The organism is Sanguibacter inulinus, from assembly GCF_013415325.1.
In the GTDB taxonomy this organism is placed as follows: domain Bacteria; phylum Actinomycetota; class Actinomycetes; order Actinomycetales; family Cellulomonadaceae; genus Sanguibacter; species Sanguibacter inulinus.
In genome coordinates this window covers 1-14,327 of record NZ_JACBYE010000072.1, presented here as the reverse complement: position 1 = coordinate 14,327, position 14,327 = coordinate 1, and the positions used below count along the sequence as shown (strand labels likewise).

14 protein-coding genes are annotated in these 14,327 nt (G+C 72.2%); 6 read left to right on the top strand and 8 right to left on the bottom strand.

The genetic code is table 11. The annotated features are described in order from the left end of the window. Positions 1–81: 81 nt before the first annotated feature. Together HZZ10_RS18010 and HZZ10_RS18005 are read left to right on the top strand one after the other, a co-directional pair. A complete protein-coding gene (locus tag HZZ10_RS18010) occupies positions 82–1,476 on the top strand; it encodes a sensor histidine kinase (RefSeq protein WP_179914564.1) in 1,395 nt (464 codons plus the stop codon). Beyond that, the gene (locus tag HZZ10_RS18005) at positions 1,473–2,144 is read left to right on the top strand and encodes a response regulator (RefSeq protein ID WP_056135983.1); all 672 of its coding nucleotides are present in this window, start codon (positions 1,473–1,475) and stop codon (positions 2,142–2,144) included. Before HZZ10_RS18010 ends, HZZ10_RS18005 begins: the two co-directional genes overlap by 4 nt. 6 nt (positions 2,145–2,150) lie before the next feature. Here the strand turns inward: HZZ10_RS18005 and HZZ10_RS18000 are convergent, their stop codons facing one another. The 8 genes from HZZ10_RS18000 to arfA form a co-directional block, all read right to left on the bottom strand. Next, entirely contained in the window at positions 2,151–3,497 is a 1,347-nt protein-coding gene (locus tag HZZ10_RS18000) for an APC family permease (RefSeq protein WP_179914563.1), read from the bottom strand. A 65-nt stretch (positions 3,498–3,562) separates the two neighbouring features. Continuing rightward, entirely contained in the window at positions 3,563–4,567 is a 1,005-nt protein-coding gene (locus HZZ10_RS17995; protein WP_179914562.1) for a cation diffusion facilitator family transporter, read from the bottom strand. Next, on the bottom strand, positions 4,564–5,067 hold the full coding sequence (locus tag HZZ10_RS17990; RefSeq protein WP_228087798.1) for a transporter substrate-binding domain-containing protein: 504 nt from the start codon (positions 5,065–5,067) through the stop codon (positions 4,564–4,566). Before HZZ10_RS17990 ends, HZZ10_RS17995 begins: the two co-directional genes overlap by 4 nt. A gap of 241 nt (positions 5,068–5,308) precedes the next feature. After that, positions 5,309–5,563 (bottom strand): Txe/YoeB family addiction module toxin, encoded by a 255-nt coding sequence (locus tag HZZ10_RS17985; RefSeq protein ID WP_179914561.1) that lies wholly within the window; start codon positions 5,561–5,563, stop codon positions 5,309–5,311. 11 nt (positions 5,564–5,574) lie between these two features. Beyond that, complete coding sequence (locus HZZ10_RS17980; protein WP_056135994.1) at positions 5,575–5,823, bottom strand: type II toxin-antitoxin system Phd/YefM family antitoxin; 249 nt, start codon at positions 5,821–5,823, stop codon at positions 5,575–5,577. 164 nt (positions 5,824–5,987) lie between these two features. Then, the gene (locus HZZ10_RS17975; RefSeq protein WP_056135997.1) at positions 5,988–6,929 is read right to left on the bottom strand and encodes a methyl-accepting chemotaxis protein; all 942 of its coding nucleotides are present in this window, start codon (positions 6,927–6,929) and stop codon (positions 5,988–5,990) included. Next, positions 6,926–7,468: a PAS domain-containing protein gene (locus HZZ10_RS17970; RefSeq protein WP_179914560.1), complete on the bottom strand. Its 543-nt coding sequence runs from the start codon at positions 7,466–7,468 to the stop codon at positions 6,926–6,928. Before HZZ10_RS17970 ends, HZZ10_RS17975 begins: the two co-directional genes overlap by 4 nt. Before the next feature lie 189 nt (positions 7,469–7,657). Next, on the bottom strand, positions 7,658–9,235 hold the full coding sequence (arfA, locus tag HZZ10_RS17965; protein ID WP_179914559.1) for an arabinosylfuranosidase ArfA: 1,578 nt from the start codon (positions 9,233–9,235) through the stop codon (positions 7,658–7,660). A 377-nt stretch (positions 9,236–9,612) separates the two neighbouring features. On the opposite strand from arfA, the gene HZZ10_RS17960 reads away from it, so the two are divergent. The 4 genes from HZZ10_RS17960 to HZZ10_RS17945 are packed head-to-tail and all read left to right on the top strand — an operon-like array spanning position 9,613 to position 14,226. Continuing rightward, entirely contained in the window at positions 9,613–11,094 is a 1,482-nt protein-coding gene (locus tag HZZ10_RS17960; protein ID WP_218928931.1) for a Gfo/Idh/MocA family protein, read from the top strand. Continuing rightward, positions 11,091–12,353 carry a Gfo/Idh/MocA family protein gene (locus HZZ10_RS17955; RefSeq protein WP_228087796.1) on the top strand — a complete coding sequence of 421 codons (1,263 nt, stop codon included), beginning with the start codon at positions 11,091–11,093 and terminating at the stop codon, positions 12,351–12,353. The genes HZZ10_RS17960 and HZZ10_RS17955 overlap by 4 nt, the downstream gene beginning before the upstream one ends. Further along, positions 12,350–13,408 carry a DUF6807 domain-containing protein gene (locus HZZ10_RS17950; RefSeq protein ID WP_179914557.1) on the top strand — a complete coding sequence of 353 codons (1,059 nt, stop codon included), beginning with the start codon at positions 12,350–12,352 and terminating at the stop codon, positions 13,406–13,408. Before HZZ10_RS17955 ends, HZZ10_RS17950 begins: the two co-directional genes overlap by 4 nt. After that, the gene (locus HZZ10_RS17945) at positions 13,405–14,226 is read left to right on the top strand and encodes a cupin domain-containing protein (RefSeq protein ID WP_179914556.1); all 822 of its coding nucleotides are present in this window, start codon (positions 13,405–13,407) and stop codon (positions 14,224–14,226) included. Before HZZ10_RS17950 ends, HZZ10_RS17945 begins: the two co-directional genes overlap by 4 nt. The last annotated feature ends 101 nt before the right edge of the window (positions 14,227–14,327 follow it).

Genomic DNA, 14,327 nt, shown 5'->3' with positions numbered 1-14,327 from the left:
GCCCAGCCCGCACCCCCACACGCGGTACCGCCCCGACCACTGAGCCCCCGGGACCACCTGGGTGGTGAGAGAGTAGACGCCATGCCTGCCACGAGCCCCGCAGCACCGCTCCCCGGTGCTGGCTACGCGGCACCCCCGGCCGCGACGACCCGGCGTCGCCCGGGTCCGGCGCCGCGCCGCCGGGACGGGCACCACCGGTGGATCGTCCAGACCGTGCTCGGAGCCCTCGTCGTGCTCCTCGGGGTGGTCACCTCCGCCCTCGCCCACTCGACGGTCCAGGGCATCGTCGCCCTCGGGATGTTCCCCGAGGGCACCGACAGGCTGCAGACCGTCCCCCAGACCTGGGTCGGCGGCGCCGTCCTCGGGGCGCTCGTGCTCGTCGCGCTGCGCACCCGGCCGCTCCTGGCCGTCGGGATCCTCGTCGGGCTCTCCCTCGTGTCCCTCGCGGCCGAGGGGGTCCTCGGCATCCTCGGGCTGTGCGTCGCGGTGGCCCTGTACGCGGTCGCGAGCACCCGGCCTGCCCTCGTCACGTGGTCTGCCTTCCTCGCCGCGGTCGTGGTGCTCACGGCGGCGATCTGGCGGTGGCAGGTCATCGGCGTGGGGGAGATGTTCGTCTGGGGCACCTATCAGCGCCCCGCAGGCACCGAGCCCTTCCACCAGCTGATCGAGCCGGAGTTCTCCTCCGGGCGGCGTGCCGCGACCGTCGCCCTCCTCGTGGTGCTCCTGCTCCTCGGGGTCGCCGCCGGCGCCACGTCCCGAGCACGTCGGCTCAAGGCGCAGGCCGAGATCGACGGCCTCGAGGCGAGGGCACGCGACAGCGAGGCGAGCGCAGCCCTGGGCCGTGCCTCCGAGCGCGCCCGGATCGCCCGCGAGATGCACGACATCGTCGCGCACAGCGTCTCGGTGATGATCGCGCTCTCGGACGGCGCGGGCGCGGCCCTCGACCGCGCCCCGGACAGGTCCCGCGAGGCGCTCCAGGAGCTGTCCCGGACGGGCCGGACGGCGCTCGCCGACATGCAGCGGGTGCTCGGTGCGCTCGACCCGGTCGACGGAGGGGACGCTCAGCCCGAGCCGACAGAGCCGACCGAGACCGAGCTCCGGTCGATCGTCGACAGGTACCGGGCGGCGGGTCTGCCGCTCAGCGTCCGAGGTCTCGACGAGCCCCTCCTAGACGACACCGCGCTGCGGCTCGCGCTCGTCCGGATCGTCTCCGAGGCGCTGACCAACGTCCTGCGGCACGCACCCGACACCCCGTCGGTCGAGCTCGTGCTGACCCGGAGGGCCGACGCCGTCGAGGTCGAGGTCCTGGATGCTGGCAGCGACCGGCCGAGCGCCGGTGGAGGGTCCGGCCGCGGGGTCCCCGGGATGCGCGAGCGCGCCGCGCTCCTCGGCGGACGCGTCGACACCGGGCCACGCCCCGAGGGTGGGTGGCGGGTGCACGTCGTCCTGCCCTGGACCGGGGAGGATGCACGATGACCACGGTCCTGCTCGTCGACGACCAGTCACTCATCCGCATGGGGTTGCGGCTGGTGATCGACTCCGAGCCCGACCTCGAGGTCGTCGGGGAGGCCTCTGACGGGGCCGTCGCCCTCGACCAGGTCGTCGCGCTCGCCCCCGACGTCGTGCTCATGGACATCCGGATGCCCGGGGTCGACGGGATCGCCGCGACCCGCCGCGTCGTCGCGGAGCACCCCGGCACGAGGGTGCTCGTCCTGACGACCTTCGACGTCGACGAGTACGCCTTCGCGGCGCTGCGGGCGGGTGCGAGCGGGTTCTTGCTCAAGAGCGCCCGGCCCGAAGAGCTCGCCGACGCGATCCGCACCATCGCCTCGGGCGAGTCTGTCGTCGCGCCCCGCGTGGTCCGCCGGATGCTCGACCTCTTCGCCCCGCACCTGCCGAGCGGCGCCGACGCGGCGGGCACCAGCGACGTGGACCCGCGGCTGGCCGTCCTCACGCCGCGCGAGCTCGACGTGCTGCGGGCCGTCGCCGAGGGGTTGTCGAACGCGGAGATCGCCGAGCAGCTGGTGCTGTCGACCACGACGGTCAAGACGCACGTGGGCAACATGCTGGCCAAGCTCGGGCTGCGGGACAGGGTCCAGGCGGTCATCGTCGCCTACGAGTGCGGGCTGGTCGGACGCGGCTGAGCGCCCTCAGGCCCCGGCGACCTGCTGCTCGGCCGGCCGACGGCTGGCCCGCCGGGTCACCAGGAAGAGCACGGCGCCCACGGCGAGCAAGATCCCGGCGCGCAGCCACGTGCCCGCGGTCTGCTGGGTGAGCAGCACGATGCAGCTGATGACGCCGAGCACCGGGACGACTGTCGCGACCCTGAAGTGGTCCTGCTCGACAGTGTCCTTGCGCAGCACGAGCACGGCGACGTTGGTGCTGATGAACACGATGAGCAGCAGCAGCACGACGGTCTCGGCGAGCACCTGGAGCTCTCCGGTGAAGACCAGCGCGATCGCGACGAGGGTCGTGACGACGATCGCGACCCACGGGGTCTTGCGGCCGGGCAGGACCTTCGCGAGGACCGGCGGGAGCAGACCCTGCGAGGCCATGCCGTAGGTGAGGCGGCTGGCCATGATCATCGTCAGCAGCGCACCGTTGGCGACAGCGATGAGCGCGACCACCGCGAAGACCCGCTCGGGGACGATGTCAGCGGCGTTCACGACCTCGAGGAGCGGGCCCGTGGACCCGGCGAGGGTCTCCGGGTCGACGACGGCCACGGCGGCGACGCCCACGAGGACGTAGACCACGCCCGCGGTGACGAGCGAGGCGAAGAGCGCCCGCGGGTAGGTGCGGCGGACGTCGACGACCTCTTCGGCGAGGTTCGCCGACGTCTCGAAGCCGACGAAGGAGTAGAAGGCGAGCAGCGCCGCCCCGAGGACGGCGAGGGCGGGCGTGGTCCCCTCGGTGAACTGCACGGTGCGGCTCAGGTCGCCGTCGCCGCGGCCGAGCACGATCGCGCCGAGCACGACGATGAGCAGCAGGCCGGAGAGCTCGACGGCCGTCATGGCGACGTTGGCGCGCAGCGACTCCTTGATCCCGCGCATGTTGAGCAGCGCGACGAGGATCAAGAACCCGACGGCGGCGACGTTGGTCGGCATCGACACGAAGGTCGTGAAGTAGTCACCGGCGAAGGCGATCGCCAGACCTGCTGCGCTCGTCACCCCGGCGGCGAGCATGCTGTAGCCGACGAGGAAGGAGATCGCCGGGGTCTTGAAGGCGCGCTCGGCGAAGACCGCTGCCCCGCCAGCCTGGGGGTACTTGGTGACGAGCTCCGCGTAGGACCCTGCGGTGAGCAGGGCGAGGCCGAGGGCGACGAGCAGCGGGAGCCACACGGCTCCGCCGACCTCGCCGGCCATGACGCCCACGAGGGCGTAGACGCCGGCCCCGAGGACGTCTCCGAGGATGAAGACGTAGAGGAGCCTCCCGCTCACGGTGCGGGAGAGCGCTGTCGGCTCGTTCTTCTGGTCCGTCTCCTGGACGTGGTCGGTCATGGTTCTCGGCTCTCTGCTGGAGGGGACGGTGGAACGGTGAAGGGGGTCGTGCGAGGGTGCCGGGGTCACGTGTGGTCGGTCCCGGCCGGCCTGTGGGCCGTGTCGACACCCGGGAGCATGTCCGCCGGGAGCTGCTCGACGGGGACGAGCACGAGGTCTTGGACCTTCCAGTCGAGGGCGACGACGTCCTCGCGGACACGGCGGAGGTCGCCGAGCCCGGGCACGTCGCCGCGCGGCACGACGAAGGCCTCGACGTGGAAGACGTGACCCAGGTCGCGGACCCGGACGCCAGCCTCGGCGACCCAGGGCACCGCGGCGAGGTGCTCTTCGATCTGACCGACGAGCGGGTGCGGTGCGTCGCCCTCGACGGTCGAGGCCCGCGAGTCCATGAGCGCCGACGTCGCGACCCGCAGGTTCGTGATGCCGTCGCGCAGGATGCTCGCCGAGATGAACAGGGCTGCCGCAGAGTCGGCCCACCACAGGCCTGCACCGATGCCGAGGATCCCGACGATGCTGCCCAGCGCCGTCATCCAGTCGGCCTTGTTCATGTCCGCGTCGGCGTAGAGCACGCGGTCGTGGAGGGTGCGGGCGAGCGGCATCTTGGCGCGGCCGAGGAGGACCGGCGGGATGCCCGTGAGCACCATCGCGGCGATCATCGGCCAACCGGCCCACACCGGGTGACCGGCGATCTCCATGAGTCCGACGGGCGGGTGCTCGGCCGCGAGCAGCCCGCTGCCGGAGTCGAAGACCATGAACGCGCCCATGGCGAACAACGAGGTCCCCGCCACCAGGTGGCCGACCCCGACAGACCTGTGGAACCCGTAGGGGCGCTCCTCGGTCGGGCGGCGGCGGGCGTAGCGCAGCGCGACGAGGAACGAGATCGGCGGGATGAAGGACAGCAGGTCTTCGACCCACGCGGCCTTCATGGCCTGCGAGCTGCCCATCACCAGGTAGACGAGGGTGACGCCCACGACGAGGAAGGCGATCGTCACCCAGGCGAGCCGCTTCGCGCGGCGCAGCGCGGCGGCCTGCTCGTCGGGGAGCTCGGTGTGCCCGAACGCGGCGCTCACGGCTGCACGTCCTGACGGTCGAGGAGGTAGGACTCGAGCGCGACGAGGAAGGCGTTCTCGCCCATCGGCGCGGCCATGACGTGCGCCTCGGGTGCGCCGTCGGGCCCGGGGACGGTCGTGTAGGGGTAGGTGAGCGCTGCCTGGGCAGACCACGGCGAGGCCTCGGTGAAGCCGCCGACGACGAGGTCGAGCTCCGACCTCTCGAGCCTGCCGACGAGGTCTTCTTCACCGCCTGAGGTCCACTCGACCTCGGCGTCGACCGACTCGGCGAAGCCCTCGACGAGCTCGGGCTCGAGCCCTGTCGGTGCCCCCTCACCCGTCTCGGTCCAGGGTGGGTTCGACGAGACGCCGACCCGCAGGACGCCGCCGGTCACCGTCTCGAGGGTGCCGTCGGGGTCGGCGGGGAAGCCGCCGCTGCACCCCGTGAGGACCGCGACCATCGCGCAGGCCGCGGGAGCCGTGCGGAACCGGCTGTGCCGGAGACGCTCGGTGTCGGGCATCGTCGCTCCTCGCGCGGGCCGTCCCCGGTCCGCTGTCGTCGGTCGGGGCAGGGGTGCCCCGTCTCGTGCTCGCCGACGTCTTGACGGGCTGTGGTCCACGACCGGTCCGGGTCACCCCGATCGGTCGCGACCACTCTAGGTCGGTCCGGACGAGGGCGCTCCCCGAGAGGACTCGTCGGCTCCGCGGTGGTGAGCGTCACGCAGAGGAGCGCGAGGTGATGTCTGCGCGACCGGCTCGGGGTCAGTAGTGGTACCGCGCCTGGAGGATGACGAGGTCGTCGTCGAGCACGAGATAGACGAGACGGTGCTCGTCGGTGATACGGCGCGACCAGCTGCCGCTCGCGCCGTACCTGAGCTGTTCAGGCTTGCCGATCCCGTGATGAGGGTCGCGCAGGCACGCGTCGACGAGCGCGTTGATGCGCTTGAGGATCTTCCGGTCAGCCGTCTGCCAGTGGACGTAGTCTTCCCAGCCGGACTCGTCCCAGACGAGCCGCACCGACGGTGACCTCAGTCCCGGTCGAGGTCATGGGGCACGGCGCGACCGTCGAGCGCGCGCTCGTGCGCGTCGAGGAGGCGACGAGCGTTCGCCGGCGAGCGGAACAGGTAGGCGGTCTCTTTCCACGCGGCGTACTCGTCTGCGGGCATGAGGACGGCGTTGCCGTGGCGAGAGACGATCTCCACGGCGACCTGGTCTTCGTTGACCTGCTCGATGAGCGGGAACAGCGTCCTGCGTGCTTCGCTCGCGGAGATCGACATGGGTTCACCTCTTCTAGTGGTACTCATTCATGGTACAACCCATGATCCTCTCGGTGCGCGGGGTCCGAGGTCCAGGAGAGCGGCTGTCTGCCGAGGCTAGGTCGGTGCCCTGCCGGACGTCCAGATCCCATGTGTGGCCCGTGGACAGGTTCCCAGGCAGCCGCCTACCCGCGCAGGACGGTGAGGAACTCGGCGACCGAGGACTCGAGGTGGACCGCGGCGTCGGTGAGGGCCTGGTCGGTGTCGGAACCCGTCGAGATCCGCTCGGTGAGCAGCGTGACGCCGTCGCGCATGGCGTCGACGCTCTCGTCGATCTTGCCCAGGGCCCCCGACACCTCGGTGATGACCTGCTGCGAGGCGCCAAGCTGCTCCTCGACGCGGGTGCTCGCGCTCGCGGTCTCGTCGGCGAGCCGGCCGACCTCGTCGGCGACGACGGCGAAACCCTTGCCGGCTGCACCGACCCGGGCCGCCTCGATCGCGGCGTTGAGCGCGAGCAGCCGCGTCTGGCGCGCGACGTCGGTGATGAGCCCGATGACCTGACGGATGGTCTCGGAGGACTCCCCGAGCCGCGCCACGGCGTCCCGCGCCTCGCCCGCGCGCTGCACGACGGTCGCCGTCACGCCCTGGAGCGCGTCGACAGTCCCGGCCATGCTGCGCGCCGACTCGCCGACGGCCTGGGACACGTGCAGGACGTCGCGCTCGAAGTCCTCGACCAGGGCGCCGCGAGCGGTGTCGCCAGCGGTCAGGCGAGCAGCGTCCTCGGCCATCGTCAGGCGTGCCTCGTTGATGGTGACGGCCTGCGAGCGGAACGCGCCGGAGAGACCGACGAGCATGAGCTCACGCTCGAAGCGACCCGTGCCGGCCGCTGCGAGCGCGGCCCCGGCCTCGCGGATGAAGGCGTCGGTGACGTCGAAGAACCTGTTGACGTCGTCGCGGACCTCCGCGAAGCCGTAGGCCTCGGCCTCGGGGACCGCGGCGACCCGGCGTTCCATGTCGCCCCGGGCACCCGCGCGGGCCGCCTCGGAGATGGCGTCGAGGGCTGCCCGGCAGGCGGCGACCTCGGCCTCGAGCTCGGCCGCCCGGCGGCGCGCGCCACCCCAGATCATCGGGCACCGCCCGCGACACTCCACAGCCACTCGCTGTACGTCTGACCCTGCTCGGTCAACAGGTCCTGCAACCAGGCGAGCGAGGCCTCGTCGGCCCCGCGGCCCGGGTGCTGGGCCTCGACCTGGAGCATCTGCCCGTAGAGGCGCTCGACCTCGGCGCGGGCCCGCGCGCTCACGGCGCGGCGGGTCGAGTGGTAGCCGACGACCCGGCCCTGGGCGTCGCGGGAGGGGGTGACGTGGGCGAAGACCCAGTAGTGGGCGCCGTCGAGCGCGAGGTTCTGCACGTAGGCGAAGAGCTCGTCGCCCGAGCGCAGGGTGTCCCAGAGGAGGCGGAAGATGCCGCGCGGCATGCTCGGGTGCCGGATGAGGTTGTGCGGGCGGCCGATCGCGTCCTGCTCCTCGATCGCGGAGATCGTGAGGAACACGTCGTTGGTGTAGGTGAGACGGCCCTTGAGATCGGTCTTGCTGACGATCAGCTGGTCGTCGGCCAGGACACGCTCGACCCCGGTCGGTCGGACGGCGAGGGTGGTGCTGGACATCTGGTCCCCCTGGACTCCCGGTTGCGGCCCGGTGCCGGGCTTGTCGCCCTATCGGCGGGGAGGTGGGGAGTATGACCAGAACGGTCAGGTTGGTGGAGGGCGTGCGGTTTCCCGCACGTCAGACGGCCCCCAGACCGCCGGTTCTCACCGGGGCCGAGGGCCGTCTGCTACCTGTCTGTGCGAGCTGGCTCAGGCGCGCTTCGCGGTCCCGTGCCAGGCGGACCAGCTCTCGGGGGCGAGCGTGAAGGTCACGGTCCCGCCCTCGACGGCCGGGGCCTCGCGGTCGACCGTGCCGACCTTCTCGGCCTCTTCCTTGCCCTCGCGCATGCCGACGTGGTCGGCGAGCAGCTCGAGGCCGCCGTCGACGCTCACGTCGAGGCCCGCTGTGCGGACGGTGACGGTCGCCGGCTCCGCGGAGCGGTTGACGAGGAAGAAGGACAGCGCGCCTGCGGTGCCGTGCTCGCCGGACTCGTCCCACGTGGCGGCGGCGGTGACGAGGGGGACCTCGCCGTGCTCCTTGGTCGTCGTGGTGGGGGAGGAGACGCGCAGGTCGAGGACCGACCCCTGGGCGAGACGTGCGGTGTTCGCGAAGGGGTGGAAGGTCGTCTGGCGCCAGGCGTCACCGCCGGGCTCGGTCATGATCGGCGCGATGACGTTGACGAGCTGCGCGAGCGCTGCGACCGGCACGCGGTCGGCGTGGTTGAGCAGCGTGATGAGCAGGTCGCCGACGACCACGGCGTCGAGGGCCGAGTAGACGTCTTCGATGATGCGCGGGGCGTCGCGCTGGATCGGCAGGTTCTTCTCGCCCGGGAAGCGGGTGTCGAGGTACCAGACGTTCCACTCGTCGAAGGAGATGGTGATCTTCTTGTCCGAGCGGCGCTCGGCGCCCACGGCGTCGGCCGAGGCGACGACACGGTCGATGAACCTGTCCATGCCCGTCGCGGAGCCGAGGAAGCTCGCGCGGTCGCCGTTCCGCTCTTCGTAGTACGCGTGCATCGAGATGTGGTCGACGATGTCGTAGGTGTACGAGAGCACGGTGCGCTCCCACTCGCCGAAGGTGGGCATGCCCATCGACGACGAGCCGCAGACGACGAGCTTGATGCTGGTGTCGACGAGCTGCATGGCCTTGCCGGCCTCGGCGGCGAGCTTGCCGTACTCGTGGGCGTCCTTGTGGCCGATCTGCCACGGTCCGTCCATCTCGTTGCCGAGGCACCACAGCTTGACGTTGTAGGGCTCCGCGCGGCCGTTGGCGATGCGCAGGTCGGCCCAGCGGCTGCCGGCCTCGCCGTTGCAGTACTCGACGAGGGCAGCGGCCTCGGCCACGCCGCGGGTCCCGAGGTTGACGGCCATCATCGGCTCGATGCCCTCGCGCTCGGCCCACTGGAGGAACTCGTCGGTGCCGACGGTGTTGGGCTCGATCGTGCGCCAGGCGAGGTCGATGAAGGGCTTGCGGTCCTCGACGGGGCCGACGGCGTCCTCCCACACGTAGTTGGACACGAAGTTGCCGCCGGGGTAGCGGACCATGCTGACCCCGAGCTCCTTGGTGAGGTCCGCGACGTCGCGGCGGAAGCCGTGCTCGTCTGCGGTCGCGTGCGTCGGCTCGTAGATGCCCGTGTACACGGCGCGGCCGAGGTGCTCGACGAAGGAGCCGAAGAGGCGGCGGTCGATCTCGCCGACGAGGAAGTCGGGGTGCAGCGACACTGTCGCGGCGACGGGCTGGGGGGTGGCGCTGGCGCCGGACGCTGTGGTCGCTGCGTCGTTTTCCATCGTTGTACTACCTCCGTTGGCAATGTCCCCGATGGGGGAGGGGTGTGGGTCGACCGTACCCGATCCGGCGCGAGATCGGAACGTTCCGATCGGACGACACCCGCCTGACGACGGTCTCTCTCCCCTCGAGGTCGTGTTCGCGACCTCGAGGTCGCACGGACACGACGGTTCTGGCCTGGGCGAGGTGGAATCTGGCGTGTCAGTACGACCTCGCTGCTTGGGGTGCGACTTCGGCACCGGGGGTGCGGCTTGGAGCCTCCCATCACGCCAGTCGACGGCCGAGGCGGAGAGCGCTTCCCGGAGCGCGCTCGTCGGGCTAGGCTTGGAACGATTCAACCGGTGTCGACGACGACACCTCCCCGCAGTTCACCGTCGAGATGCGCCTGGAGCCTGAGTCCGTGACCTCCCAGAACCCGTCCACCCGCCGCCGCTACGCCGTCGCAGGGCTGGGGCACCGCAGCCACATGTACGTCGACGCGATCCTCGGGGACCACGCCGACGTCGCCGAGCTCGTCGCCTTCTGCGAGCCCAACCGAGGCCGCGCCGCCGTGTACACAGACCTCGCGGCCGAGCGCGGACGCCCGGGCGTCCCCACCTACGCCCCGGCCGACCTCGAGCAGATGATCACCGCCGAGCACGTCGACACCCTGATCGTCACGACCCCCGACGCGACCCACGCCGACCTCGTCGCCCGCGCGCTGCGGGCCGGGGCGGACGTCGTCGTCGAGAAGCCGCTGACCACCACGGCCCAGGGCTGCCGCACCATCACCGACGCCGTCGCCGAGACCGGCCGCTCGGTCGTCATGACCTTCAACTACCGCTACGCGCCGCGCAACAGCGAGCTGCGCCGCGTGATCGCCTCGGGGGAGATCGGCGAGGTCACCTCGGTCCACTTCGAGTGGGTTCTCGACTCCGTCCACGGCGCCGACTACTTCCGCCGCTGGCACCGCCTCAAGGACGTCTCGGGCGGGCTGCTGGTCCACAAGTCCAGCCACCACTTCGACCTCGTCAGCTGGTGGATCGCCGACGCCCCGACCCGCGTCTACGCACGCGGCGGCCTCAAGGTCTACGGCGACACCTCGCCCGTCGCCCGGGAGATGGCCGAGCGCGACGCGGCAGCGGGCCTGCCGCCCCGCCCTGCGCGCGGCACCGGCAGCGCCGACGGCACCCGCGGCTGGGAAGGGCGCGCGGGTGACCGGTGGGCCCTCGACCTCCGTGCCGACGAGCGCCTCAAGGCCCTCTACCTCGACGCCGAGCACCACGACGGGTACGTGCGCGACCAGGACGTGTTCTCGGCAGGGATCACCATCGAGGACAACCTCGCGCTGCTCGTCGACTATGAGCGCGGCGCGACCCTCACCTACTCCCTCAACGCCCACGGGCCGTGGGAGGGCTACCGCGTGAGCGTCAACGGCACGAAGGGGCGCGCCGAGCTCGAGGTGGTCGAGCGCGGCTCGGTCGAGCTCGACGAGCGCGGCCGGTCGATCCTCGACCCGAGCGCGAACCCTGGCGCGTGGGAGGGGGACGACGTCCGCCCCTTCGGCGACAGGCTCGTGGTGCAGAAGCACTGGCGACGGGCACGCGAGGTGCCGATCCCCGCCGGGATCGGCGGCCACGGCGGCGGTGACGCGATCTTGCTGCAGGACGTGTTCCGCGCCCCTGTCGAGGGGCCGCGTCACGACCCGCTCGGCCGCGCGGCCGGGTACCTCGACGGTGTGCGCGCCGTCGCGGTCGGCATCAGCGGCAACGCCTCGCTCGTCAGCGGTCAGCCCGTCGACGTCGCCGACCTCGGGCTGGGTGTGAGCATCTCGGTCCCGCCCCCCGCACCCTCCCTCGACCCCGCAGGAGCGACCGCATGACCCGCACCTACACAGCCACCCGCACCTACACAGCCGCGATCGTCGGGACCGGCGGCATCGCGAACGCCCACGCCCAGGCGATCGCCGACACCGCCGGACGCCTCGTCCTCACGCACGCCGTCGACGTCGACCTGAGTCGCGCCGAGGACTTCGCCCAGACCTGGGGGCCGACCGCGGGCGCGGGCACCCGACCGACAGCCTCGACCGACCTCGCGCAGGTCCTCGCCGAGACCGCTGCCGCGGGGACCCCGCTCGACCTCGTGCACGTGTGCACCCCGCCCCAGTCGCACTTCGCCCTCGCGGCCCAGGTGCTCCGCGCAGGGGTCGACGTCCTCCTCGAGAAGCCGCCGACGCTGTCCCTCGCCGAGCTCGACGAGCTCATCGCCCTCGAGGGGCAGACCGGCGCGCACGTGAGCGTCGTCTTCCAGCACCGTTTCGGCTCGGGCGCGCTGCGGCTCAAGGCGCTCCTCGACGACCCTGCGGCACCGCTCGGCCGGCCTCTCGTGGCGGTCTGCCACACGCTCTGGTACCGCGACGCCGAGTACTTCGCCGCACCGTGGCGAGGCCGCTGGGACACCGAGGGCGGCGGCCCCACGATGGGCCACGGCATCCACCAGTTCGACCTGCTGCTCGCCACGCTCGGCCCGTGGTCCGAGGTCACCGCCCTCGCCGGGCGCCAGTCCCGCGAGACCGACACCGAAGACGTGTCGATGGCCCTCGTGCGGTTCGAGAACGGCGCGCTCGCGAGCATCGTCAACTCGGTGGTCTCGCCCCGCCAGACCTCCCAGCTGCGCTTCGACCTGGAGCACGCCACCGTCGACCTCGAGCACCTCTACGGCTACACCGACGACAGCTGGAGCCTCACCCCGGCACCGGGCCACGAAGAGCTCGCGGCACTCTGGGTGAGCGACCCGGGCTCGGCGGTGTCGAGCCACTCGTCCCAGCTCGCGGCGATCGTCGACGCCCTCGACGCCGGGCAGGCCCCGCCCGTCACAGCGACCGACGCGCGCCTCACCGTCGAGCTCGTCGCCGCGCTCTACGCCTCGGCCTTCACAGGGCAGCCGGTCCGGCGCGGCGACATCGACGCCGACCACCCCTTCATGGCGAGCATGGAGGGGACGGGTGCCCCGTGGGCGCGAGAGACTGCGGGCGTCGGTGCCCGCACCAGCCCTGACCTGGACAGCAGCCCCGACGCGACCGGGACTCCTGCCCCGGTCGCCCCGAGCACAGCACGCACCCCGTCCGAGGAGACCCGATGACCCGCCTCACCCTGTCCGACGACGGCGCAGCGCTCACCGTCAGGCTCGCCGCCAACCCGGGCGGAGGCGAGCCTGTCGACCTGCTCCGCTACGTGTACAGGCCGACCGACGTGCAGCTCGAGTCGCCCCGGCCGTACTTCCACCCGCTGCGCACGGTGGGCGGCGACCTCGTCAGCCTGTTCCGCCCGCACGACCACGTGTGGCACAAGGGCATCGCGTGGTCGCTGCCGAACGTCGGCCCGCACAACTTCTGGGGTGGGCCGACCTACGTCCGCGGCCAGGACTACGTGCAGCTCGACAACGACGGGTCGATGGTCCACGAGGGATTCACGGCCGAGCGCGCCGACGACGACGGCGTCAGCGTGACCGAGTCGCTCGTCTGGGTGACGCAGGCCGGGGAGCGTGTGGTCAAAGAGGTGCGGAGCTTCACGGTGTCGCTCGCCGACCCTGCAGCATCGGTCCCCGAGGCCCCCGAGCTCGCGACGTCTGCACCCGCCGAGGCGGACACCGTCCCGTCAGAGGCCGCACCCGGCCCCGCCTGGGTGCTCACCTTCCAGACGACCATGACCAACATCTCGAGCGGTCCGCTGCCCATCGGCAGCCCGACGACCAACGGTCGGGAGAATGCCGGCTACGGCGGGCTGTTCTGGCGCGGGCCACGGTCTTTCACCGGCGGCACGATCCTCGCCCCGGGCTTCGCAGGCGGCGAGGAGATCCGCGGGCAGCGCGCGCCGTGGGTCGGCTTCACGGGCACGCACGACGAGAGCGCCCGGAGGTCGACGCTGGTCATGGTCGACTCCTCCGACAACCCGCGGGGTCCGTCGTCGCCGGGCCTGGACCCCGAGTGGTTCGCGCGCAACGAGTGGTTCGCCTGTGTCTGCGCAGCCCCGGCCTTCAGCGAGGAGATCCCCTTCGCCCCCGAGGAGTCGTTGACCTTCCGCTACGCGGTCGTCATCGCCGACGGCGGGGCCGACGCCGAGGGCGGCGCGGCCCTCGCCCAGATCGGCAGCGCTGCGCTGGCCAGCCGCGGCTCGCTCGCCGGACGGCGCGGATGACGCACCCCTTCCCCGGCGGGACGAGCGTCTCGCGGCTGAGCGTCTACGACTGGCCGACGACCGACGGAGCCGGTCTCGTCGGGGGTGGCACGCCGCACCTGCACCTGGCCTCCGACGAGGGCTACGTGGTCCTTTCGGGCGCAGGGTCCGTCCAGACCCTCGGCCCGGACGGGTACGCCGAGCACCCGCTCATCGCCGGTACGCTGCTCTGGTTCCAGCCCGGTGTGGTGCACAGGCTCGTCAACGACGGAGACCTCGAGATCCTCGTCGTGATGTCCAACGCCGGTCTGCCCGAGGCCGGCGACGCCGTCATGACCTTCCCCGCCGACGTCCTCGCCGACGCAGAGCGCTACGCAGCCGCAGCGACGCTGCCCGCGCTGCCCGCGCTGCCACCGGGCGCCATCGCCACGGTCGCGTCGAGCGATGCCGCGACGACTGGCTCCGCGGCCACGGGAACGTTGACTGCGGACACGGTGACCGCGGACACGGTGACCGCCGACGCGGCGCGTGCTCGCCGAGACCTCGCCGTCGAGGGCTTCACGGTGCTGCGCGAGCGGGTCCTCGCCGAGGGGCCCGACGTCCCCATGGGCGAGCTCTATAACGCTGCAGCCCGGCTCGTCCGACACAAGGTCCCCGGGTGGCAGCTGACGTGGGACTCGACGGTCCGGGCCTCGGCAGACCGCACCGCCGGCGCGCTCGTCGCGCTCGCGGCCGGCGCCGCGCCGCACCTGTGTGACGCCGCGACCGCCTCGACGCAGGCGCGCTCCGGTCCGCCGCGCTACGGCATGTGCGGTCGCCTGCGCACCTGGGCGCTCTGACTCGGGGTCCCGTCGACGCCCTCTCTCCAGCGGTCCCACGTCCCCCCGTCGCTCACCGCCGCACGTCCGCCTGTCTCACCCCTCTCGACCCCACCCTCCAC

Bases quoted from the DNA above. Each gene is read 5' to 3' on its own strand.
- arfA (WP_179914559.1), bottom strand. From the start codon at position 9,235: ATGGAAAACGACGCAGCGACCACAGCGTCCGGCGCCAGCGCCACCCCC.
- HZZ10_RS17990 (WP_228087798.1), bottom strand. From the start codon at position 5,067: ATGCCCGACACCGAGCGTCTCCGGCACAGCCGGTTCCGCACGGCTCCC.
- HZZ10_RS17975 (WP_056135997.1), bottom strand. From the start codon at position 6,929: ATGATCTGGGGTGGCGCGCGCCGCCGGGCGGCCGAGCTCGAGGCCGAG.
- HZZ10_RS18000 (WP_179914563.1), bottom strand. From the start codon at position 3,497: ATGACCGACCACGTCCAGGAGACGGACCAGAAGAACGAGCCGACAGCG.
- HZZ10_RS17980 (WP_056135994.1), bottom strand. From the start codon at position 5,823: ATGTCGATCTCCGCGAGCGAAGCACGCAGGACGCTGTTCCCGCTCATC.
- HZZ10_RS18010 (WP_179914564.1), top strand. From the start codon at position 82: ATGCCTGCCACGAGCCCCGCAGCACCGCTCCCCGGTGCTGGCTACGCG.
- HZZ10_RS17950 (WP_179914557.1), top strand. From the start codon at position 12,350: ATGACCCGCCTCACCCTGTCCGACGACGGCGCAGCGCTCACCGTCAGG.
- HZZ10_RS17955 (WP_228087796.1), top strand. From the start codon at position 11,091: ATGACCCGCACCTACACAGCCACCCGCACCTACACAGCCGCGATCGTC.
- HZZ10_RS17970 (WP_179914560.1), bottom strand. From the start codon at position 7,468: ATGTCCAGCACCACCCTCGCCGTCCGACCGACCGGGGTCGAGCGTGTC.
- HZZ10_RS18005 (WP_056135983.1), top strand. From the start codon at position 1,473: ATGACCACGGTCCTGCTCGTCGACGACCAGTCACTCATCCGCATGGGG.
- HZZ10_RS17945 (WP_179914556.1), top strand. From the start codon at position 13,405: ATGACGCACCCCTTCCCCGGCGGGACGAGCGTCTCGCGGCTGAGCGTC.
- HZZ10_RS17960 (WP_218928931.1), top strand. From the start codon at position 9,613: ATGCGCCTGGAGCCTGAGTCCGTGACCTCCCAGAACCCGTCCACCCGC.